General features: G+C 68.0%; 19 protein-coding genes and 2 pseudogenes. 8 read left to right on the top strand and 13 right to left on the bottom strand.

Translation table 11 applies throughout. From position 1 onward, the window contains the following. Together BLT28_RS22255 and BLT28_RS22250 are read left to right on the top strand one after the other, a co-directional pair. Positions 1-2,952, top strand: a complete 2,952-nt coding sequence (locus BLT28_RS22255; RefSeq protein ID WP_043811037.1) for a type 2 lanthipeptide synthetase LanM family protein — start codon at positions 1-3, stop codon at positions 2,950-2,952. A gap of 47 nt (positions 2,953-2,999) precedes the next feature. After that, entirely contained in the window at positions 3,000-3,881 is an 882-nt protein-coding gene (locus BLT28_RS22250; RefSeq protein ID WP_030428816.1) for a prenyltransferase/squalene oxidase repeat-containing protein, read from the top strand. Between the two features lie 28 nt (positions 3,882-3,909). Here BLT28_RS22250 and BLT28_RS22245 read toward each other — a convergent pair whose 3' ends face one another. The 4 genes from BLT28_RS22245 to BLT28_RS42090 are packed head-to-tail and all read right to left on the bottom strand — an operon-like array spanning position 3,910 to position 6,141. Beyond that, the gene (locus BLT28_RS22245; protein ID WP_052407151.1) at positions 3,910-4,794 is read right to left on the bottom strand and encodes a pentapeptide repeat-containing protein; all 885 of its coding nucleotides are present in this window, start codon (positions 4,792-4,794) and stop codon (positions 3,910-3,912) included. After that, complete coding sequence (locus BLT28_RS22240) at positions 4,791-5,261, bottom strand: hypothetical protein (RefSeq protein WP_052407152.1); 471 nt, start codon at positions 5,259-5,261, stop codon at positions 4,791-4,793. Before BLT28_RS22240 ends, BLT28_RS22245 begins: the two co-directional genes overlap by 4 nt. Then, positions 5,258-5,917: a hypothetical protein gene (locus BLT28_RS22235; protein WP_030428817.1), complete on the bottom strand. Its 660-nt coding sequence runs from the start codon at positions 5,915-5,917 to the stop codon at positions 5,258-5,260. Before BLT28_RS22235 ends, BLT28_RS22240 begins: the two co-directional genes overlap by 4 nt. Next, the gene (locus tag BLT28_RS42090; RefSeq protein ID WP_156050770.1) at positions 5,914-6,141 is read right to left on the bottom strand and encodes a hypothetical protein; all 228 of its coding nucleotides are present in this window, start codon (positions 6,139-6,141) and stop codon (positions 5,914-5,916) included. The genes BLT28_RS22235 and BLT28_RS42090 overlap by 4 nt, the downstream gene beginning before the upstream one ends. Positions 6,142-6,197: 56 nt before the next feature. Between BLT28_RS42090 and BLT28_RS22225 the strand changes: the two genes are divergently transcribed. Further along, entirely contained in the window at positions 6,198-6,611 is a 414-nt protein-coding gene (locus BLT28_RS22225; protein WP_030428819.1) for an SgcJ/EcaC family oxidoreductase, read from the top strand. Here BLT28_RS22225 and BLT28_RS22220 read toward each other — a convergent pair. Further along, on the bottom strand, positions 6,602-7,093 hold the full coding sequence (locus tag BLT28_RS22220; protein WP_030428820.1) for an SRPBCC family protein: 492 nt from the start codon (positions 7,091-7,093) through the stop codon (positions 6,602-6,604). The two genes, BLT28_RS22225 and BLT28_RS22220, sit on opposite strands and share 10 nt — an antisense overlap. Further along, positions 7,090-7,443 carry a metalloregulator ArsR/SmtB family transcription factor gene (locus tag BLT28_RS22215; RefSeq protein ID WP_030428821.1) on the bottom strand — a complete coding sequence of 118 codons (354 nt, stop codon included), beginning with the start codon at positions 7,441-7,443 and terminating at the stop codon, positions 7,090-7,092. Before BLT28_RS22215 ends, BLT28_RS22220 begins: the two co-directional genes overlap by 4 nt. A gap of 97 nt (positions 7,444-7,540) precedes the next feature. Here BLT28_RS22215 and BLT28_RS22210 point away from each other — a divergent pair, with 97 nt between their 5' ends. Next, positions 7,541-7,771: a hypothetical protein gene (locus tag BLT28_RS22210; RefSeq protein WP_030428822.1), complete on the top strand. Its 231-nt coding sequence runs from the start codon at positions 7,541-7,543 to the stop codon at positions 7,769-7,771. Between the two features lie 38 nt (positions 7,772-7,809). Here the strand turns inward: BLT28_RS22210 and BLT28_RS22205 are convergent, their stop codons facing one another. Further along, on the bottom strand, positions 7,810-9,078 hold the full coding sequence (locus BLT28_RS22205; protein WP_081900199.1) for a CoA transferase: 1,269 nt from the start codon (positions 9,076-9,078) through the stop codon (positions 7,810-7,812). A 245-nt stretch (positions 9,079-9,323) separates the two neighbouring features. Between BLT28_RS22205 and BLT28_RS22200 the strand changes: the two genes are divergently transcribed. Both BLT28_RS22200 and BLT28_RS22195 read left to right on the top strand, forming a co-directional pair. Next, entirely contained in the window at positions 9,324-10,133 is an 810-nt protein-coding gene (locus BLT28_RS22200) for an SGNH/GDSL hydrolase family protein (protein WP_052407153.1), read from the top strand. Next, a complete protein-coding gene (locus BLT28_RS22195; RefSeq protein ID WP_030428825.1) occupies positions 10,133-11,035 on the top strand; it encodes an esterase/lipase family protein in 903 nt (300 codons plus the stop codon). The genes BLT28_RS22200 and BLT28_RS22195 overlap by 1 nt, the downstream gene beginning before the upstream one ends. Here the strand turns inward: BLT28_RS22195 and BLT28_RS22190 are convergent. Continuing rightward, positions 11,032-12,264: a PucR family transcriptional regulator gene (locus BLT28_RS22190; protein WP_043811040.1), complete on the bottom strand. Its 1,233-nt coding sequence runs from the start codon at positions 12,262-12,264 to the stop codon at positions 11,032-11,034. The genes BLT28_RS22195 and BLT28_RS22190 overlap by 4 nt on opposite strands. Positions 12,265-12,366: 102 nt before the next feature. Here BLT28_RS22190 and BLT28_RS22185 point away from each other — a divergent pair, with 102 nt between their 5' ends. After that, positions 12,367-14,121: an AMP-dependent synthetase/ligase gene (locus BLT28_RS22185; RefSeq protein WP_030428827.1), complete on the top strand. Its 1,755-nt coding sequence runs from the start codon at positions 12,367-12,369 to the stop codon at positions 14,119-14,121. Positions 14,122-14,184: 63 nt separating this feature from the next. Here the strand turns inward: BLT28_RS22185 and BLT28_RS22180 are convergent, their stop codons facing one another. The 3 genes and pseudogenes from BLT28_RS22180 to BLT28_RS42085 all read right to left on the bottom strand — a co-directional run. Next, positions 14,185-18,075 (bottom strand): Pls/PosA family non-ribosomal peptide synthetase, encoded by a 3,891-nt coding sequence (locus BLT28_RS22180; RefSeq protein WP_081900200.1) that lies wholly within the window; start codon positions 18,073-18,075, stop codon positions 14,185-14,187. A gap of 293 nt (positions 18,076-18,368) precedes the next feature. Continuing rightward, a pseudogene (locus BLT28_RS22175) lies at positions 18,369-18,716 on the bottom strand (FCD domain-containing protein); the annotation flags it as partial. A gap of 86 nt (positions 18,717-18,802) precedes the next feature. Beyond that, positions 18,803-18,919 (bottom strand): annotated as a pseudogene (locus BLT28_RS42085) (GntR family transcriptional regulator); the annotation flags it as partial. Positions 18,920-19,021: 102 nt separating this feature from the next. Between BLT28_RS42085 and BLT28_RS42905 the strand changes: the two are divergent. Next, positions 19,022-19,621 (top strand): alpha-amylase family glycosyl hydrolase, encoded by a 600-nt coding sequence (locus tag BLT28_RS42905; RefSeq protein WP_156050774.1) that lies wholly within the window; start codon positions 19,022-19,024, stop codon positions 19,619-19,621. Here the strand turns inward: BLT28_RS42905 and BLT28_RS22165 are convergent. Both BLT28_RS22165 and BLT28_RS22160 read right to left on the bottom strand, forming a co-directional pair. After that, positions 19,618-20,676 (bottom strand): RNA polymerase sigma factor, encoded by a 1,059-nt coding sequence (locus BLT28_RS22165; RefSeq protein ID WP_157376098.1) that lies wholly within the window; start codon positions 20,674-20,676, stop codon positions 19,618-19,620. The two genes, BLT28_RS42905 and BLT28_RS22165, sit on opposite strands and share 4 nt — an antisense overlap. Further along, complete coding sequence (locus BLT28_RS22160) at positions 20,607-21,215, bottom strand: RNA polymerase sigma factor (protein ID WP_030428830.1); 609 nt, start codon at positions 21,213-21,215, stop codon at positions 20,607-20,609. Before BLT28_RS22160 ends, BLT28_RS22165 begins: the two co-directional genes overlap by 70 nt. Between the last annotated feature and the right edge of the window lie 12 nt (positions 21,216-21,227).

Below are 21,227 nucleotides of genomic sequence, written 5' to 3'. Positions count from 1 at the left end.
ATGGGCGAGGTCCGGGAGCGCAGTGGCGCGATCGATTTCGACGACAGCCACCGCGCTCTCGGCGCACGCCTGGCCGACCGCGCTGCCGCGCCGTTCGCCGCTCTCGCCGATCCCCTGGTCGGCTGGGCCTTCGAACGCCTGGTGGAGTCCGCGCCGGGCACGCGTGGTCCGCGGAACGCGCACCGATGGGCGGAACTGCTTCTGCCCGCCTTGTCGCGCAGGCTCAACGGCATGGCCCAGCGCACCTGCCTTGTCGAGCTGGCCAGTGCTCGCGAGCAGGGTCTGCTCCCCGGCGATGACAGCGCGAGCAGATTCGCCTCTTTCCTGATCAGGATCGCGGATGAGCGCCAGTCGGTGCTGGACCGGTATCCGGTCCTCGAGCGACAGCTGACCGTCGTCACCGACCTGTGGGTGGCCCAGGCCGTCGAGTTCTCCGAGCGACTGGAACGAGACCTCCCCGACCTCGTCGAGCGCTTCGCCGACGGAACCGACCCGGGCGCCGTCGTCGATGTCCGGATGGGGCTCGGTGATCCGCACCGAGGGGCGCGGACCGTCTCCGTCGTGGAGTTCGAGAGCGGGCTCCGCTGCGTCTACAAGCCGCGATCGCTCGCCTCCGATGTCCATTTCCAGGCATTGCTGGAGTGGGTGAACGAACGCCTCGACGGCCTGGAACTGCCGACACTGCGTTGTGTGGACCGCGGTGAATACGGATGGACGGAGTTCGTCGAAGCCGCCGACTGCGGGTCCGGCGAAGCTGCGGCACGACTCTTCCACCGATATGGCGGCCTGCTCGCCGTTCTCTATCTCGTGCACGCCGGTGACTGCCACAGCGAGAACCTGATTGTTTCCGGTGAACGCCCGTTTCTCGTCGACGTCGAGACGGTGTTCCAGCCGGTGATCACCTCGCTGCGTTCCGAGTCCGCGTCCGCGGCCGAAATGGCCGCGTCGGCGATGTGCGAGGGATCGGTTCTCTTCAGCGGGCTCTTGCCGGTCGGCGCCCGTCCCGCGGACTCGACGGAGCTGGCGGGCCTCGGTTCGTCAGCGGTGGCACCTCGGCCAGGAGCGGCACTGCTCAAGGCCGCGGTCGTGGGAGCCGGCACGGATCGCATGCGCATCGAGTTCGCCCCACAGCCCTCGGAGCCGGTTGCGCCGTCGCGGACGCCGCGACCGATCGAGCACCTTGACGACATCGTGTCCGGCTTCGCCGAGACGTATCAGGTCTTCGTCCGTCACCGTGCCGAGCTGGTCGACCCCTCCGGTCCGATCGCTGCCTTTTCGGCTGACCGTGTCCGCTGCGTCGTGCGGGACACGATGGTGTACGGCTTGCTGCTGTCCACGTCCTTTCATCCCAGCCTGCTGCGCGACGTCGCGGACCGAGAGCGGCACTTCGATCGTCTGCACACCGACGTCCTCCAGAGGCCAGGGCTCGCCGCGTTCGTCGACGCCGAACAACGGGACATGCGGCGCAACGACGTTCCGCTGTTCACCGTGGGCGTCGACGGCGGCCCCGTCTGCGCTTCGGACGGCGAACCACTGTCCGGGGTGATCGTTCAGTCGGGCATGAGCATCACTCGCGACGTCCTTGATCGCCTCGGGCCGGACGATCTGGAGTTGCAGACCTGGTTGATCCGCACAGCGGTCACGTCGGAAACGATCCGCTCCGAACTGACCGTCGCGCGCCAGCGGCACGAGTCAGCCCCGGCCGCTCATCCCGCCGACCGAGCCCGGATCGCAGCCGGGGCGGACGCGGTCGCGGAGAAGGTCGCCGCTCTGGCAATCAGCGCCGACGACGAGGCAGTGTGGCTGGGCTGCTCGACCGGTCGCACCGGGAACTACGCGGTGGGGATCCTGGGTACGGGGTTCTACGACGGGCTCACGGGCATCGCGACCTTCCTCGCGCACCACGGCAAACTGCGCGACTGCCGAGAATCGACGCGTCTGGCCGCGGAGGCCGCGCGTGCCGCCGTGCGCCGAATCGAGCACGCTCCGGACACCAGCAGTCTCGTGGGACTGCAAGGAACTGGGGGACTGGTCTACGGGCTAGCACAGCTGCACGCACTCGCACCTCAACTAGGACTGCTTGAGCGCGCGCTCGGGCTCGCAAAGCGACTGCGCGCCGACGTGCTCTCCGATGAGCAGTTCGAGGTCATGGGCGGGGCGGCAGGCGCGATCTTCGGCCTCGCCGCGCTGCACAGTGTCCGGCCGGACGCCGTCGTTCGAGACGCTATCGCCGCAGCGGCAGATCGGCTCGTTTCGGCGCAGCGCCCTTGTGCGGTCGGGGCGGGCTGGACTGCCGCTTTGTTCAAGGGCTGGGGAGTAGCGCCGGAACCTCTCGGCGGGTTCGCGCACGGTGTCTCGGGCGTCGCGGCCGCGTTGGCAGTCGCCGCCGATGTGCTCGGCGATGCGCGTTGTGACGACGCGATGCGCGCTGCCTTGGCTTATGAAGCGCATCTGTTCGACACGGAGGCCGGGGACTGGAAAGACGTGCGTCGCGATATCGCGACCGACCTCGTCGTCTCGCCCGGCGACGACGATCCCGATCGATCGGTCGCGTGGTGTCACGGCGCGCCCGGCATCGGCATCGCGCGGCACATCATCCTGGATGTCGTCGACGACCTGACTTGGCGGGACGAGCTGAGCACCGCCGCCGCGATCACCCTGCGCTCCGGCTTCGGCAACGACCACTCGCTCTGCCACGGCGATCTCGGCAACCTTGACTTCCTGCTCCTCGCAGCACGACGAGACCCGGCTCTCACCGACGCGATCCACCGCCAGGCCGCCGCGGTGCTGGACGGAGTCGACCAGCACGGCTGGCGCTGCGGCCTGCACACCAACCTCGTCGGGTCCGGACTGTTCACCGGCCTCGCCGGGATCGGCTACGGCCTTCTCCGGCTGCTCGATCCCGAGACCGTGCCCTCGGTCCTCGCGCTTGAACCACTTCCGAGGAGATGACCGCTTTCTTCAAGACCTCCTCGGCGGTGGCGAAGCACGATAAGCGCATGACGATCGACCTCACCGCCGCTACCGCGTTCATGGCCGGGCACGCCCGCGTGCTGGACCGTCGCCGCTTCGAGCTGCTGCTGGGAGGTGGTGATCCCACCGCCGTGCTGGCCGCCCTCGACGCGTACCGCAACCCCGACGGGGGCTACGGCTGGGGACTCGAACCCGATCTGCGATCCCCAGAGAGCCAGCCCGGGGCGGCCCTGCACGCTTTTGAGGCACTGGGCGACGTCGCCCCCGTGCGCGCGCCGCAAGCAGCAGCCCTGTGCGATTGGCTGGCCTCGATCTCCCTTCCGGACGGTGGCCTGCCCTTCGCGCTGCCGTTGACCAGCACCGCCGCTACCGCACCGTGGTGGCAGAACGCCGAACCCGGGTCCTCGCTCCAGATCACCTCGGTCACGGCGGCGGAAGCTCTTCGCGTCGCGGTGCACGACCCCGCGGTGGCCGCGCACCCGTGGCTCGATCGCGCCGTCCGCTACTGCTTCGACGCGATCAAGCGGATCGATGAGCGGCCCGTCGCCTACGTCCTGGCTTTCGCGATCCACTTCCTGGACGCGGCCCACGAGCGGTATCCGGCTGAAGCGAGCGAACTTCTGGCTCGCCTTGCCGAGTACGTGCCCGCGGACGGTCACGTGCACGTCGACGGGGGCACGGATGACGAGTCGCTCCATCCGCTGGACTTCTCGCCGCATTCCGGGCTGCCGTCACGATCCCTGTTCACATCGGAGGTGATCGCCGAAGACCGCGGACGCCTCGCCCGCCTGCAACAGGACGACGGCGGTTGGATCGTCGACTACGCCAAGATCTCGCCGGCAGGTGTTCTGGACTGGCGTGGCTACACCACGGTGCGCGCCGTCGAAGTGCTCCTCGACGACAAGTGACCTCGAACCGCGAACCCCGGTATCGGCCTCATCCCGGTTCGGGCAGGTAGTGCGCCAGGTTCTCCGGCGCCTTCGTGGTAAACCGGGTGCTGTCGAGTGTCGGTGGTTCGGCGAACTGCACCCGGTCGAAGCGCGTCCAACCGATGAAAGCCGCGTTGTCGAAGCGGCTGATCCCGGTGAAGCGTGTCCCGGCGAAATTCGATTCCTTGCCGAAATGCGCCTCCGTGAAACGCGCGGCTTCGCCGAAGTGCGCTTTGGTGAACTCCGCAGGTCCGTCGAACCGTGCTCGGTCGAAGCGCGCCTGACCCGCGAAGGTCGTCTGGCGGAACTGGGCGTACTCGCGGAAGCGCGAGTTGTCGAACTGGGCTTCCGTCAGGAAGGTCGACCGTTCGAACAGGGCGTCGTCACTGAACTCCGTCTGCCGGAACAGGGCGCTGTCGGTGAAGTGCGCGCCCGAGAACTTGGCGGCGGAAGTGAAGTGCGCTTCACTGAACCATGTCTTGCAGGAGAAGCCGGCGTCGTCGAAATATGCTGCTTCGTTGAATCGGACCTTCTCGAACGCGGCATCGCCGGAGAAGGTGGTCGTCATGAATGAGGCGTATTCGCTGAAAAGTGCTCCGGTGAACCAGGCGATGCCCCCGAACGTGGCACCGTCGAAAACCGCGGTCCTGACGTGGCCGCCGCCGAGCCTGAAGTCGCAGAGGTAGGCACCGCTGAGGTCGAGATCGATGTCGGTCCAGAAGATGTCCGGCTCCGCGGGACGGAGGTGCCGGGTGAGGATGCGCTGGGCGGTCAGCCGCACCTCGCGCTCCTGCGTGTATTCCCGCGCTTCCGCTGCCGTGGTTTTCGCCTGAACGTCCTCGATCGAGGGCGGTTCGAACGGCATCCTCAGGTACGCGCACAGCACGTTCACGATGTCTGCCGCTGATCGGGGTGGTCCTGGGCGAGGCGTTCCAGTGCGTACAGACCGCCGAGGCGCACCGGTGCCTTGTCCGAACCGAGCTGTTCGACCGACTTGCTGTACAGGTCGGTGATCCGGCGGGCGGCGGCATCCGCCTCCGTGGCCGCGGCGACGCGATCGAGGTGCCGCCGCTGCTGCTCGTTGACCTGTTGCTGGAACTCGAACGCACGATCGGCGGCCTGCTGGTCGATGTGCTTCTGGTTCAGCGCGATCTCGTTCGCCCGCTGCCGCCGCGCGGCCAGCCAGAGCGCGACGCCGCCGCCGGTGCCCAGCGCGATCGTGCCCGTGGTCTTGATCGCTTCCCGTTGCTCCGGCCCGAAGAAGAGCAGCAGCACCACCGCGAGGGCGACAGCCACCGCGAGCAGGGCGACGGCGCCCCACCGGATCGCGCGAGTGGACAGCTCCTCGTACGGCTTCACGACGGTTCGGTTCTGACCGGCTGCTCCACGATGAGGTCGGGGCCGGTGCTCTCCCAGAGCAGCAGGGTCGGCGTCAGCGGGTTCGGCTCGTAGTCCGAGTCGAGCACCATCCGGGCGAGCTGGTCGGCCCAGTAGGAGTCGGCGCCGGTGATGTAGATCTGGTCCGGGCAGGGCAGCGCGACGATCAGCCGATCCTCCTCGAGGAGGCCGGAGACCCACTCGTGGAAGTCCGGCGCCACCACCGCCGACGCCGCGAAGTAGCCCTCCCGCTCCAGGCTCAGCATCCGGTCCGGGGTGTCGTCGGAACCCCGGATCTGCGCGTTGAGCCCCGACATCAGGTTCGTCGTCGCATCGGACATCAGGTCCTCGACGGAGCGACCGCCCAGCTGCTCGTCCACGACGTGCCGCATCCCGATCGTGCCCTCCGGGGTCAGCTCGACGTAGGCGAGGCTGGCGAACAACGTCCCGGGGAGCACCGGCACGTGCGGGAAGTGGTCCAGGTCGGGAGAGGACGACGTGCTGCGCAGAATCGGCAGGAGCGTTCCGTCGGGGCGCTGCTCGGCCTTCTTCTCCTTCTTCAGCAGTTGTTGGCTGCGCCGCATCGCCTCGCGGACGCGCTGCCGGATCTCTTCCTCGCTGAGCGGCTGATCACTCACCTGGGCAGGCTAGCGCCCGGGCTTGCGACCGGTATGAGGATCGGGGTCAGCAGGTGCCGGGTCCGGCCGGGAGCCGGCACCTTGTCCACTTCGGACCGCACGACCGCGTGCACCTGTTCGATCATCTCGCCTCGTTCCTCCGGCCTGAGCGAGAGCGGGAACCGGCTGATCGACGGCGCCGGGCACGGCACCACGCCCGCGGAGCGGCCGGAAGCTGTGATCAAGGCCGCACGGGTTCCGGTGTTGACCTCAACCAATGTTTCGGTTGCACGCTTCTCGCATGACAACGACGAGTGAGCAGCAGGAGATCGAAGCCATCAAGCGCGTGGTCGCCGAGGTCGAACGCGTGCAGCGCAACGAGCTGGTGGAGGAGTTCGTCGGCCTGTTCCGCGAGGACGCGGTCTGGACGACAGCCCACGGCAAGGTCCTCCTCGGTCGTGACGCCATCGCGGAGTTCACCCGCAAGGTGCTCCCGGGCGCCACGACTGACTCGACCGCCACGTACGAGGTCGTGCACGTGCTCTTCATCCGGCCGGACGTGGCCGCGGTGAAGGTGCGCCAGCGGTACTTCGCGCTCGACGGTCAGCCGTTGCCGGGCGACAGCGAGGGCGCTCCGCTCTACGTGATGACCAAGGAGGACGGGCGCTGGGTTCTCACCGCTGGCCAGAACACCCCCGTGGTGACTCAGCGCTGAGCCTCGAAGTAGGGCTTCATCTCCGGGTAGTACTCGGTGAAGTCCGGCTGGGAGGAACCCTCCCGCGCCGCGACGAGCATGTCGAGGTAGTACTCCCAGCCGGGCCCGACCTCGCCGACGCCCTCGTCGGAGTCCAGGTGGTGGGTCAGGCGCAGCGTCGTCACCCCGTCCTGTTCGGACAGATCGAGCTCCAGCCGCCAGTTCCCGGCCTCGTCCTTCATGGACACGGCCAGCTGCCGCGGGGGCGAGCACGCGTCGATGCGCAGATCGCACCACGGCTGCTGCTCCTCGAAGGCCAGCCGTAGCTTGACCGTCCGCCCTGGCCCGGCGTCACCCTCCCAGGGGCCGAACCACCGAGCGGTGCGCTCGGACTCGGTGACGCTGGCCCACACGTCCTCGATCGGAGCACGGAACGTGCGGTCGAGCACGAGGTCTGTGCCGGAATCCGTGCCGAAAAGGCGGCCTGTCGGTGTGCGCTTCATGCGGTCTCTTCCTCCTGTTGGTCCTGAACGCGCCGCTCACGACGGGTTCGGTAGACCTCGGTCTCCAGTGCGTCGAGGCGGTGTTCCCAACCCGAGGGCCGGGCGAACGACGCCAGCCACTCGGTGAGCTCGGTGAGCCGTTCCGGGTGCAGCACGTAGAACCGCTGCCTGCCGACCAGTTCGTCATGCACGAGCCCGCTGTCCCTGAGCACCCTCAGGTGTCGGCTCACCGCCGGACGGCTGATCGGGAAGCGGTCGGCGATCTCGCCCGCGGGCAGCCGCCCGCCGCGCAGCAGGGTCAGGATCTCCCGTCGCACCGGGTCCGCGATCGCGCTGGCCACCTCGTCCACGGGAAAAAGCGTAACCTACTGGTTACGCTTTTGGCCAGGTGTCAGCCGGAACTGGCCGGGTAGCCGGGATACGGAGCCGGACGACGAAGGAGGAGCCGTGTCGATCAGCGAAGCCGGCCAGATCACCGGGACGAAGGACAAGGACTACAACCTCATCTGGTTCGTCGAGGCGTGCCTGAGCAACGCGCTGCGGATGGAGACCTACGCCGAAGACGCCGAGCGCTCGGGCGACACGGAGCTCGCGGCGTTCTTCCGCCGTGCGCAGGGCGAGAGCCGCAAAGGCGCCGAGCAGGGCAAGCAGCTGCTCGCGAAGAGACTGGGCGCGTAGTTCAGCGCGGAAGAGGGGAGCCGGATCGGCTCCCCTCTTCACTCGTCCCGGAAACGCGCACGATCCGTGCCCCAGCGGGTCGGAGCCTGGGACCAGGTTCGGGGACAGCCCTCGTAGTGAACGGGCGGTCGCGCGTGCCGGAGTTCGTCATACGGGGACGGCGTGCCGGTCAGCCAGGGCTCCGGTGAGTACTCGCCGCCGTCGAGCGGTGCTGGACGCACTTCGCGCATCAGCCACGACGCCGTGCCCGCCAGCGAGAAGCGCACGGTCCGTCCGCGCCGTTCGCTGAGCGCCCGCAGGACCGCTGCGGCGAGGAGGTAGCCAGTGCCGTGATCGAGCGCCTGGGCCGGCAGGGCTCCCGGACGTCCGTTGCCTCCCTCCCTGATGGCGATACCGCTCGCGGCTTGGACGAGGCTGTCGAAGCCGCGCCGTTCCGCCCAAGGTCCTGTCCAGCCCCACGCGCTGAGCTGGGCCACGACCAATCCGGGACGCTTTTCACGCATCGCCTCGGAGGAGAGCCCGAGTCGGTCGAGTGCTCCAGGCCGGTATCCCGTGACCACCACGTCCGCCGTGTTCAACAGCTCGTCGAACACGCTCCGATCCGAACTCTTGGCGAGGTCGAGCAGTGTCGAACGCTTGCCGAAGCCGGTGTCCGCGTGAGCGTCCTCGCTCTCCGCGAGCCGTGGGCTGTCAACGCGCAGCACATCCGCCCCGAGCAGGGCGAGCGTGCGTGTCGCCACCGGCCCCGCGATGACCCTGGTCAGGTCGAGAACGCGCACACCATCCGCTGGCAACGCGGCTGCGGGCAACGGACGTGCCGCCTCTCTGACATCCAACGTCTCCACGAGCGGGTGACGGGCTCCGTTCTCTGTCACCGCCACGGCCAAGCCGCCTGCGGCGTAGACCGTCTCCTGAACCCACTCCGCCCGGCACATGATCAACTTGTCGGACAAGGACTTGGCCAGCTGCTCGTCGTTCTCGGTGTCGGGGATGCCCAGCGCGCTCAGCAACCGAGACCGATGGTGCGGGTAGTTCGCATGCGTGCGGACCCAGCCGTCCGCGGTCTGCCAGAAACCCGACAATGGCGCGAAGCTGACCACGGCGCGACCGTCGATCCTGAGGTGCCGCTCGCTGACGAAGGCCGTAGCCACCGCACCCTCGTGCACGCGCACAGCGGGCACCCGCGTCCCGTTCCGTACAGCCAACAGCTCCGCCGCAGCCAACGAGCACGCGCCTACCGTCGCCCGCGCCAGTTCGCGGACAGGCAGGCGGGCCGACAGCACGCCCCGGGCTCCTTCGTAAGACACGCTCCCGGCTAGTTCTCCTTGGCCACCAAGGGCTTTCCAGGTGTGGATCGTCGCCGCATCGTTCACGCCTCATTGTTGCCTTAGTGATACGTCACAAGCACAAGTTGGGGAGTCTGGGCAGATTCCCACGATGATTCACGTTCTCGCCCCGCACCATGTGAACACCCGCTACGACAACGGTGTTGGAGGCTGGAATGCGGCTGGGCGGACGACTCTGGGCTGGGCTCCTCTGTATCGCCACCGGAATGGCGGTGACCGCGACGGCGATGCCCGCACTGGCGCAGGATCAGCTCGAATACGTGGCACTGGGCGATTCCGCGGCCGCGGGGCCGCTGATCCCGAATCAAGACATCAACCTGCTGTGCCTGCGCTCGGACAACAACTACCCCGCGATCGCGGCGAAATCACTCGGCGCCCGGTTGACCGATGTGAGCTGTTCCGGGGCGACCACGAGCGACCTCACCAGCCGCAGGTTCGGCATTCTGGCACCGCAGCTCGACGCGCTGAGCGCCTCGACCGATTTGGTAACCGTGACAATCGGTGCGAACGACTCCGGCCTGTTCACCCATGCGCTCTCGTGCATCAACCTGCTGCCCGAGCCTGTTGGGTTTTCGTGCGCGGACCGGCTCACTGCGGGTGGCAAGGACACGATCGGTGAATCGGTCGACGCGTGGGCACCGAAGTTCGGGGCCGCGCTCGATGAGGTCCGCCGCCGCGCACCCAACGCGAGGGTCCTGGTGACCGGCTACGGGACGTATGTGCGCCCCAACGGCTGCTTCCCCGTCCAGCCGGTGTGGTCGCGAGACGCGAACTACCTCCAGGGCATCATGAACAAGATCAGCTCGAAGGCGCGCGAGCATGCGAACGCCCGCGGGATGAGGTTCGTCGACTTCGCGGCGGTGACGATCGGACACGACATCTGCGCGGCGCCCAAGGACCGGTACCTCGAAGGTCTCGTTCCGACGCACATCGCCGCCCCGTTGCACCCCAACGCACAGGGCATGGCCGCCTTCGCCAAGGCCGTTGTCGCGGCCAGCCAATCAAGGAACGACTGATGCACCGGCTCGTCGCGCTGGTCGTGCTGGGCCTCTCGCTCATCACGCCTGCGCGAGCCGATGCAGCACTGCCCGTCTTCTACAACTCCGCCAAAGCGGTCGTGGCGTCCCTCAACGCGCCGGGAGCGGCACCGCCCGGGTCGAACGACTGGGCTTGCCAGAGCGACAAGCGGCCGGTGATCCTCCTGCACGGCACGCACGTCAACATGCTGCTGAACTGGAACACCTTGTCGCCCTTGTTGAAGAACAACGGCTTCTGTGTCTTCGCGCTCAACTACGGCGGTCTGCGCCTGGGACAGATCGGTGGCACCGGCGACATTCCCGCGTCCGGCGTGGAGCTGGCCGCCTTCGTCGATCACGTCCTGACCAAGACCGGAGCACGTCAGGTCGACCTGGTCGGCCATTCGCTCGGTGGGACGCTCGCCCAGTACTACGTGAAATTCCATGGGGGAGCAACGAAAGTCCACGACATCGTCGGGCTCGGTCCCACCAGTCACGGTTCGAGCGCACTCGGCTTCGACGCGTGGATCCGGGCGTTGCTGACCGCGTTCCCGAAGTTGAATGGATTCGTCAGCAGCGTGGATCCGGCAGCATTGCAACAACTCCGAGGATCGGCGTTCATCACCGAGCTCAATTCGGTGCCGGACACGGTTCCCGGCGTTCGGTACACCACCATCGCCACCAAGTACGACGCTGTCGTGACGCCGTACACGTCGCAGTTCCTCAGCGGACCGAACGTCAACAACGTTGTGCTGCAAGACATCTGCGCGAACGACTTCGGCGACCACTTGGCGCTGGCCTTCGACCACGTCGCGTTGCGCGTGGTGCTCAACGCCCTCGATCCCTCGACGGCGCGCAGACCCAGCTGCGCCACGCCGGTCCTGCCCGTCGTCGGCGGCTAGGGCTGCGCCGCGCGGGCGGTGAGCGCCGCGTTGATCAACGCGATGTCGGTGACGCTGGTCGGGTCGAGGCCGGTCAGCTCCGCGATCCGACGAAGCCGGTAGTCGACCGTGTTCGGGTGCACGTGCAGATCCGTCGCGGTCGGCCGCCGGCTGCCGCGGCGCAGGTAGGTCTCCAAGGTCTGCAGCAGCTCGTCGTTGCCGTCGAGGGGCTGCAGCATCGCGGCCAGCCGGTCGCGCGCGGCGCTCGGCCGGGACAGCTGGTACTGCAGCAGGACGTCGTCGAGCCGGTACATGCCGCCCGGCTTGCCCGAGGTCGTCGCGACGGTGCGGATCTCGTCGGCCAGCTTCGCGGCGGCGGCGACCTCCTGCGGCGCCACCGCGGTGACCCCGGCGGTGATCTCCGCCCCGGCCGCCCGCGCCACGTCGGCGACGACGCGCTTCAGGCGGTCCCAGTCCCGCGCGGTCACCTCGCCGACCGGCGCGGGGTGCGGCAGCAGCGCGATCCCGCCCTCCGGTGTGAGCGAGGACAGCACCGGGCCCCGGACCTGGCGCTCCAGCTCCGCCCGCAACCGCCTGAGCTTGCGCCGACCGGCGACCAGCTGGTCCACCCCTGGCTCGGTCTCGTCCGGGTGAGCGCCCACCGAGAGCGCCAGCACCAGGTAGCACGGGGGCAACCGGAAGCCGGTCCGGCTCGCGGCCGCCTCGGCGGGCATCCCGTCCAGCAGCGCCGTCAGCAGCGTGTGCCGCGCCGACCGCTCGTCATCGAAGATCGTCTGGTGCTGGTCGAGGTAACCGGCGCCCACCGCGGGCGTGATCAGCTCCAGATAGCGCAGCGCCAGCGAGTTCACCGCCATCACGTCGTGCACCTCCGCCGGCCGCACGTCCGGCGTCAGCGATTCCCAGACCACCTGGACACCGATGTGGTAGGCGGTGAGCACGAACTCGATCGGGATGCCCTCCTCGGCGCGCCGCGCCGCCGACTCCCGCATGAACGCCAGTTCCTCCTCGCCGGGGAGGGACTTCGTGCGCACCATGACGATGAACGACTTCAGCGTCTGCACGATCACCCGGTTGATATCGCCCGCGAGCTCTTCGCTCGGCATCAGGCCGTAGGCGGGGACGCGGGTGGTGACCGCGGCGAGCACGGCCTCGGTGAGCGCGGGCAGCTCCTCGGTCAGCCGCTCGTGCAGCGAACGCCCGCCGAGCCGGAACGGCTCTTTGTTACTCATCACAACATCCGGCGCTGAACTCTGGGATACGAGCCATGTCTCCTCCGCATGTTCGTGACCCATCATGACATTTCCGGGTTCCCGCGTCGAAGGAGACGCAGCATGCGTGAGGTCGCCGTCGCCCCGCTCGTCGCCGCTCCCGAAACGGGAGGGCTGGCCGATCTGGTCTACGCCAACGCCGAGCAGGCGCCGGACCACATCGCTTTCCGCCGCAAGTCGACCGACGGCTGGTCACCGGTGACCACGCGCGAGTTCCGGGACCAGGTGCAGCGGCTCGCCAGGGGACTCGTCGCGGCCGGGGTTCAGCCCGGAGAACGCGTCGCGGTGCTGTCGGCCACCCGGTACGAGTGGACGCTGTTCGACTTCGCGATCTGGGCGGCTGCGGCGGTACCCGTGCCGATCTACCCGACTTCGTCGCGGGAACAGATCGAATGGATCATCGCCGACTCCGGCGCGACAGCGGTGGTCGTGGAGACCGACGAGCACGCGGCGAAGGTCGCCGGGTTGCCGCTGCTACGAGGGGTGTGGCGGATCGACGCGGTCGAGGACCTGGTGGCGCTCGGCGATGACGTGCCGGTGACGGACGTCGACGAGCGTCGCCGCGCCGTGTCGCCGAAAGACGTCGCGACGATCATCTACACCTCGGGAACCACGGGACGGCCCAAGGGCTGCGTGCTGACGCACGCCAACTTCTTCGCGGAAGCGGACAACGTGGCCGAAGTGCTGAGCCCCCTTTTCAAGGGCAAGGACGTCTCGACGCTGGTCTTCCTGCCACTGGCGCACGTGTTCGGCAGGATGGTGCAGGTCGGTGCGGTGCTCGCCCGCGTCACGCTCGGCCACACCGCCGACGTGAAGAACGTGGTCAACGATCTCGCCACCTTCCGCCCGACCTTCGTGCTGTCCGTGCCGTACGTGTTCGAGAAGATCTACAACAGCGCCCGGCAACGCGCCGAGACCGCAGGCAAGGCCCGGATCTTCGACGCCGCCACCGAAACCGCGATCAAGTACTCGGAGGCGGACAAACCCGGACTGGCGCTACGCATCCGGCACGCCGTCTTCGACCGGCTCGTGTACCGGCGGCTGCGCGCCGTCCTGGGCGGTCAGTGCCGCTACGCGATCTCCGGAGGCGCGGCGCTCGGGCACCGGCTCACCCACTTCTACCGCGGTATCGGCCTGACCGTGTTCGAGGGCTACGGCTTGACCGAGACCACCGCCGCGGCGACCGTCAACGCGCCGAACGCGGCCAAGCCCGGAACGGTCGGCCGCCCGGTCCCCGGCACAGCGGTCCGGATCTCTGACGAGGGCGAGGTCCTGATCAAGGGAGGCGTGGTCTTCTCCGGCTACTGGGGCTCCGCTCCGGCGGCGGACGAGTGGTTCGCGACAGGGGACCTGGGCTCGCTCGACGAGGACGGCTTCCTCAGCATCACCGGCCGCAAGAAGGAGATCCTGGTGACCAGCGGCGGCAAGAACGTCGCGCCCGCCGTCATCGAGGACCGGATCACCGCGCACCCCCTGGTCGGCCAGGCCGTCGTCGTGGGCGACGGCCGCAAGTTCGTGGCCGCGTTGATCACCATCGACCAAGAGCACCTGGCCCATTGGAAGAAGAGCAACGGCAAACCGGACGAGGCGAGCGCCGCGGATCTCAGCGACGACGAGGACCTGCTCGCCGAGATCCAGCGGGCCGTTGACGCGGGGAACGCGGCGGTGTCCGCGGCCGAGGCTGTCCGCCGGTTCCGCGTGCTGCCCGACGAGTTCAGCATCGGCGGTGGACACCTCACCCCCTCGCTGAAGCTGCGCCGCAGCCAGATCATGAAGGACTTCGCCGACGAGGTGGAGGCCCTTTACGGGCCGCGTTAGGCGCACTTCCCGGGGGGTGTGGGGTGGCACGGGTCGGTGCGCCTAACGCGGCGGTGGGGTGACTTATCGCGGAGCCACCCCGGTCTGTGCGGCGACCGGGATCCCAGCCCATGCCGTGCCGTCCGGCAGCGCCTCGCCGCGCATCACCAGCGAGTTCGCCCAGACGCTTCCGCCCGCTCCGACAGTGGAGTCGAACAGCACCACCGACCTCGGCGCGATCGTCGCGTTCCGCCCGATCCGAATCGGCCCGAGCCGCATGATGCGGTCGTGGAACAGGTGCGTCTGCACGACGCATCCCCGGTTCACCACCGCGCCGTCGCCGAGCGTTACCAGGTCCGGCTCCGGCAGCCACCGCGTCTCGCAGTGCACACCTCGGCCGATCTTCGCCCCCATTCCGCGCAGCACGAAGGAGAAGACGGGGGTGCCGATCAGCGCTGTCCCCGCCCACCGGGTCACGAGCTCTTCGAAGAAGACGGCCGCGAGCTCGTTGCGCCACACGAACGAACTCCACAGCGGCCGTTCACGGGGAACGTGCTTCCCGACGAGCAGCCACTTCGCCGCAGTGGCGACGACGATCGCGATCAGCGCGATCACCGGCATCAACCAGCAGGCCGTGAGCACGGCAGCCACGACCCCCTGCGAGGTCAGGAGGAAGCTGAGCAGCGCGACGGTGAACACGGTGAGCCCGTAGCTCACCATCACCGGGACCAGGCGGCAGGTCTCGATCAGCATGCGGGCCACGACGAGGCGGCGCGGCGGCTCGTAGGTCCGCGCGGCCGAACCGCCTTCCGGCTTGCGCGGCAACAACATCGCCGGCCGGCCGAGCCAGGAGGTGTTCTCGGGCACCCGCTCGGGCGCACTGGACAGCACTCCGATCAGCGCGCCGTCCGGAACCCAACGATCGCGAGCGACCTCGGCCGAGTTGCCGATGAACGTCCGGTCACCCACCCGAGCCGTTCCGATCAGCAGCCACCCGTTGCGCAGCTCGTAAGGCGCCAGACTCGTGTCGTCGGCGAGGAAACTCCCCGAACCGACCGTCATCATGCTCGGCAACCCGGTCACGGTGGACACCTCAGTCCCTCGCCCGATCCGGGCACCGAGCATGCGCAGCCACGTCGAGGTGAGCAGTCCCGCGTACAAGGCGAACAGAGTGCCCCGCGCTCCGGTGGTGAGTCGCTGAACGAGCCACGCGCACCAACCGGTGAGGCTGTCCACAAGGTGCGCTCCCGGCTTCACCGCGAAGTTCAGCAGGCGCACCACCAGAACCGTCGAGCCCGCGTACGTGGCCAGAGACGTCAGAGTCGCCAGCGGGATCGCCCAGGCTGCCGTCGCGACCGTCATCGCGTTGGTGATCAACGAACCCAGCACCAGGAATCCGGGAAACGCGGCGAGCAGCATGATGACGCCGGTCAGCAGCGGTGTCAGCCCGTAGATCGTCCGCCACAGCAGCGACCTCCGAGCCGGGCCGTCGGGCCACCCTCCGCGGCGGTCGCCCAGGTCCCGCGCCGGAGCACCACCCCACCGTCGTCCTGACGGCACCGTTCCGCGCACAGAGCTGCCGGAGAGCACTTCCGCGTCGTCCTCGACGATGGCGCCGTCCATCAACGTCGTGTGCGAGCCGATACGACTACCCGCACCGACTTCGACACGGCCAACACGGACGCAGTCGCTGTCCAGCCACCAACCCGCCAGGTCGCTGTCGGGCTCAACCGCAGCGCGGTCGCCGAAGGTCGCAAGGCCGGTGACGGGCGGCAGCGCGTGCAGGTCCACATGCCGTCCTACACGGCAGCCGAGCGCACGCGCGTAGAAGCGCACCCAGAACGTGCCCGTGACCGAGGCGACGCCCACCGCGGTGACCCATCGCTCGGCCGCCCACAACCGCAGGTGATTCCAACCAGCTCGGCGGTGCTTCCCAGGACGGATCCCCACGGTCGCCACCCGTGCGCCGGTCGCGGACAGCATTACCCGGCCTGGCGAGGTGAACAGCAACAACCACGCGACCGCGACCGCGTACCACGGCACTATCGACGTGATGCCTGGGACCGCAGCCAGCGCGCCGACCTCGTGGAAAGCGACGACAACGAGCAGCGTCCGCAAGCCTGCGAACGCGAACACCGCTAGCGCGAACAACGACTGCGCCAGTCCGAAGAGCGCGAACGATCCAGGGGTCGCGCTCTTCGGTTCGGTCTTCACCGCCTGCGTGGTGCTGGCATCGGTCAGCTTCTCGGCGAGCCCTCGCACCGTCGGATGCTGATAGATGTCGGCCACGGAGGCGTGCGGGTAGTGCTCGCGCAGCCGGGACACCAGGTGCGCGACCGCGAGACTTCCCCCGCCGGCGCTGAAGAAGTCGGAGTCCTCAGCCGGAGCCTGCCCCAGCACAGCAGTCCAGTTCTCGGCGATGATCGCCTCCGCCCCGGACCACTCGGCGGCGCTGTCCGCTTCCAGCGGCCAGGGCAGGGCGTCCCGGTCGACCTTCCCGGACGCACGGACCGGCAGCGTCGGCAGCACGGCAAGCACCGGCACCAAAGCGGCGGGCAGGTGCTCGGCGAGCTTCTGCCGCGCTCCGGCGACGTCCAGCGTGGACTCGGGCGCGCTCAGCGCCAGGTAGCCGACCAGCACCGGAGCACCTGTCTCCGTTTTGCGCACGACACTCGCGGCCGCGGAGACCCCGGGCAGGGCAGCCAGTGCCGCGTCCACCTCGCCCAACTCGACGCGACGGCCGCCGATCTTCACCTGATCGTCCGCGCGCCCGACGAAGATCAGGCCCTCCGGATCGGCGCGCACCACGTCACCGCTGCGGTAAGCCCGCTCCCAGCCCAGCGACGGCAGTGGCGCGAACTTCTCCCTGTCCTTGTCCGGGTCAAGGTAGCGCGCCAGTCCGACACCGCCGATGACCAGCTCGCCGGTCCCGCCCCACGAGACCGGTTCCCCGTTCGGGCCGACAACCGCCAGCTGCCACCCGGTCAACGGGTACCCGATCCGCACGGGCAGATCAGCCGACACCCGCGCCGCGCTGGCCACGACGGTGGTCTCGGTCGGGCCGTAGGTGTTCCAGACCTCGCGGCCGGGAAGGTCGAGCTTGGCGGCCAGTTCCCGGCTCGTCGCCTCGCCACCGAGGATCACCAGGCGCACGCCGCCAAGGACATCCACGGGCCACAAGGCGGCGAGCGTCGGAACGGTGGAAACCACCGTGATCCCTCGCTCGACAAGCCAACGCCCCAACTCGGCTCCCGCGCGAACGAGTTCGCGCGGTGCCGGAACCAGGCACGCGCCATGGCGCCAGGCCAGCCACATCTCCTCGCAGGAGGCGTCGAAACCGACAGAGAGGCCGGCGAGCACCCGGTCCGCGGGCCCCAGCGGATCGTCCGGCAGGAACAGCTCCGCCTCGGCGTCGACGAATGCGGCTGCGCTGCGGTGGGTCACCGCCACGCCCTTCGGTTTTCCGGTCGACCCAGAGGTGAAAATGATCCAGGCATCATTGTCGGGGGAGGGCGGTCGGATGGGGCGCCGTCGCGGTTCGCGCAGCATGCGGATTTCTCCGCCTGGACCGGCAATCGCGCTAACCTCGGCCTCCCGCCAGATCGTCTCCGCGCGTTCCGCCGGATCATCGAAGTCGACCGGCACATACGCGGCCCCGATCGACAGCGTGGCGAGAATGCTGACGTAGAGTTCCGCAGTACCGGAAGGAATTCGAATGCCGATCCGGTCACCGAGTCCGAGGCCCGCCGCCCGCCACATGGTGACGACCTCGTCGACCTCGGCCGCGAGCGCGGCGTAGGACAGGGTGCCCGTTCCGGCGTCCAGCGCCGGAGCGTTCGGGTGAGCAGCAGCTGTGAACTGGAAGATGTCCACCAGGGTGCGCTGCGGGGGAGGGGCGGCCGCCGGGTAGATCGCGCTGCCCCTCGGTGCGGTCTCGCGGGCAGTGCTCAGCTGAGCGGCTAGTCCACTGGTCATGTGCGTAAGCCCTTGTGCCGTCGATTTCGCGGAATTGACTTCGGGGGATCGCGAATACGGCTGTTTCCCGCATCTCGGATCTCTCTGAGATCGAGTCGACCAGCGGAATGTTAAAGAAGTGTGAGAGTTTCGAGTGAGTATCGTTGGTGGTGATGCGCCGAGTGGGTGTATGGCGCCAGCTCACCTGCGAGTTTGTTCGAAGCTTTCCGTTCAGGGTGGGGAACTGAATCTGGGATTGTCAATAGATGGTTCGACTGCCGACTTGACCAAAGTCTCACACCAGCGCGATGTGCCTAACCGTCAACGGCACGCTCAGCGGCCGTGACGATGTGCTCTTCGAGTGCGGCCTCGATCGCGGCGCTTTCGCCGGAACGGAGCACTTCGAGGAGTGCGTCGCGCTCGTCGACGATGGCGGGGAGCCATCTCCGCGATGCTCCCAGGCGCTGGAACTGCATACGCAGCCGTGACTCGATCCCGACCCACAGCTGCGAGGTGTGCAGCGAGTCCGCGGCGGCCACCAGGGTGAGGCGGAGGGCGAGGTTCGCTTCGGTGACCTGCCCGCAGGCCTCTGCGCTCCGCCGCCTCGCGCATCGTCGCGACCACAGCTTCGAGTGCGATCCACGCGCTCGGTCTGTTGCCTCGTGCGCCGCGTACCGCCCAGCCGGAGCGGAATCGGGAGCAGGACGCCGCGAAGCCCGTCGACGCTGATTTCCGTCACGAACGCACCGCGGTTGGGATTGTGGACGACCAGCCCCTCGCTCTCCAGTTGCCGAAGTGCTTCGCGCGCCGGCGCGGCGCTCACCCCGAACTGGGCGTAGACGGCATTCGCATCGACGTGGCACATCCATGATCGCCTACACCCGGACCTGCACGGCTATCTCCGCGAGATCGGGGCAGTGCTCGACGCCTACAAGGCGATGGTCATCGGTGAGATCGAAGTCATGCCGTGGGAAAGGTGGAGCCAGTTCTTCGGCGCTCGCCTGAAACGAACTCCACCTCCCATTCAACCTCCACATCATCGAGGCGCCGTGGAACGCGAAGGAGCTGCTGGCAAGTGTCCAAGCTCAGGAACGCGCTCGGTGAAGAGAGCTGGCCGAACTACGTGCTGTCCAATCACGATCGACCGAGACCGGCAACCAGTAACGATCCCAACAGCGTTCGCCTCGCGGCAATGCTCTTGCGGACCCTACGAGGAACTCAGACCCTCTACTACGGCAACGAACTCGGTTTACCCGGCAACGTCGCGGACCAACTCACCGACGCCGACTCCGTGCTGAACCTCTACCGAAGCTCGTCGAAATCCGCAGGAACAACAACGTCTTGCTACAGCGCGGCTTCGTGGCCCTCCCAGATCTTCCCGTTGACTGCATGGGATACCCGCGGTTCGATGCGGCCGCCGTGGTCCTCCACTTCGGCGCAACCCGACTCGGGTCGTTCCGCCACCAGCCGGCGTCCATCTCGCGTCCACTTCGGACAGACAGCACGGTGCCTCCACTTGGACATGGAGTTGTGTCCGTACGAAGGAGTGCATGTGGAGCTCGTCTAGGGGAGGTAGTCGCGCAGCACCTGGGACCGGGACGGGTGGCGCAGCTTCGACATGGTCTTGGACTCGATCTGGCGGATGCGTTCCCGCGTCACGCCGTAGACCTGGCCGATCTCGTCGAGGGTGCGGGGCTGGCCGTCGGTGAGGCCGAAGCGCAGCCGCACCACGCCCGCCTCGCGCTCGGACAGCGTCGCCAGCACCGACGAGAGCTCGTCTCGGAGCAACGTAAAGGAGATCTCGTCGAACGCCACCACAGCGTCCGTGTCCTCGATGAAGTCACCGAGCTGGGAGTCGCTCTCATCGCCGATGGTCTGGTTCAGTGAGACAGGTTCGCGGGCGTACTGCTGGATCTCCAGGACCTTCTCGGGGGTGATGTCCATTTCCTTGGCCAGCTCGTCGGGCGACGGAGCGCGGCCCAGGTCCTGGAGCAGCTCGCGCTGGATGCGGCCGAGCTTGTTGATGACCTCGACCATGTGCACCGGGATGCGGATGGTGCGGGCCTGGTCGGCCATGGCGCGGGTGATGGCCTGGCGGATCCACCACGTGGCGTAGGTGGAGAACTTGAATCCTTTGGTGTAGTCGAACTTCTCGACGGCGCGGATGAGGCCGAGGTTGCCTTCCTGGATGAGGTCGAGGAAGGCCATGCCGCGGCCGGTGTAGCGCTTGGCGAGGGAGACCACGAGGCGGAGGTTGGCCTCCAGCAGGTGGTTCTTGGCCCGCTCACCGTCGCGGACGATCCACCGCAGATCCCGTCGAGCCTGATCGCTGAGCTCGACATCGCTGTCCAACTTTTCGGCCGCGTAGAGGCCCGCCTCGATGCGGCGGGCGAGTTCGACCTCCTGCTCGGCGTTGAGGAGGGCGACCTTGCCGATCTGTCTGATGAAGGCACGAACCGAGTCGGTCGTCACGCTCTGGTCGGCGTCCCGTCGCGCTCGTCGCAGCGTTTCGTCGTCGTCCCAGTCGAAATCGTCGTTGGCCACAGCTGCAGTCACCGAAACTCCTTGTCCACTTTGGCCTGTGCTCGGAACAGGTGCACTGACACCGTCGCCGCGCCGCAGCCCAGCACCTCCGCGATGGAGTCGCGATCCATGCCGAAGTAGTGGCGCAACAGGTATGCGGCTCGTTGCTTTCCGGGCAGCGTGTCGATGAACTCGAAAGCCAGCCGCAGGTCCGGGTAGTCCTCGACCGGCAGCACCCGAACTGAGTTCTGGCCCGCCTCCAACCCGTCAGCCAGTTGGTCGAGCGATGACGTCGCTGTGCGCTGATGCTGCCGCGCTCGCTGCCGCCACCGGTCGAGCGCTTGCCTGCTCACGATCGCCAGGTACCAGCTGCGTGCCCTTGCCGAGTCGCGCAATGTGTGAATGCGTTGTGCCGCCTTGACAGTGGCGTCCTGGATGATGTCCTCCACATCGTGTGCGGGGCCGAGGATCGAAGCCGCTGCCGCACGAGCAGCGGGTCGATGTGCCATGTACAGGGGCTCGACCAGCGCCCAGCCCGGTTGCTCACCGTCCAGATCGCTGCTTCTGGAATGCAGCATGCGCGACCCCCTCCGTGCGACGGTCTTCCACCTGAAGGCCACCGGAGGCAACGGCAGCATTGCCGCAGCTAT

This window comes from Allokutzneria albata (assembly GCF_900103775.1).
Lineage (GTDB): Bacteria > Actinomycetota > Actinomycetes > Mycobacteriales > Pseudonocardiaceae > Allokutzneria > Allokutzneria albata.
This window is presented reverse-complemented; position numbering and strand designations above follow the sequence as displayed.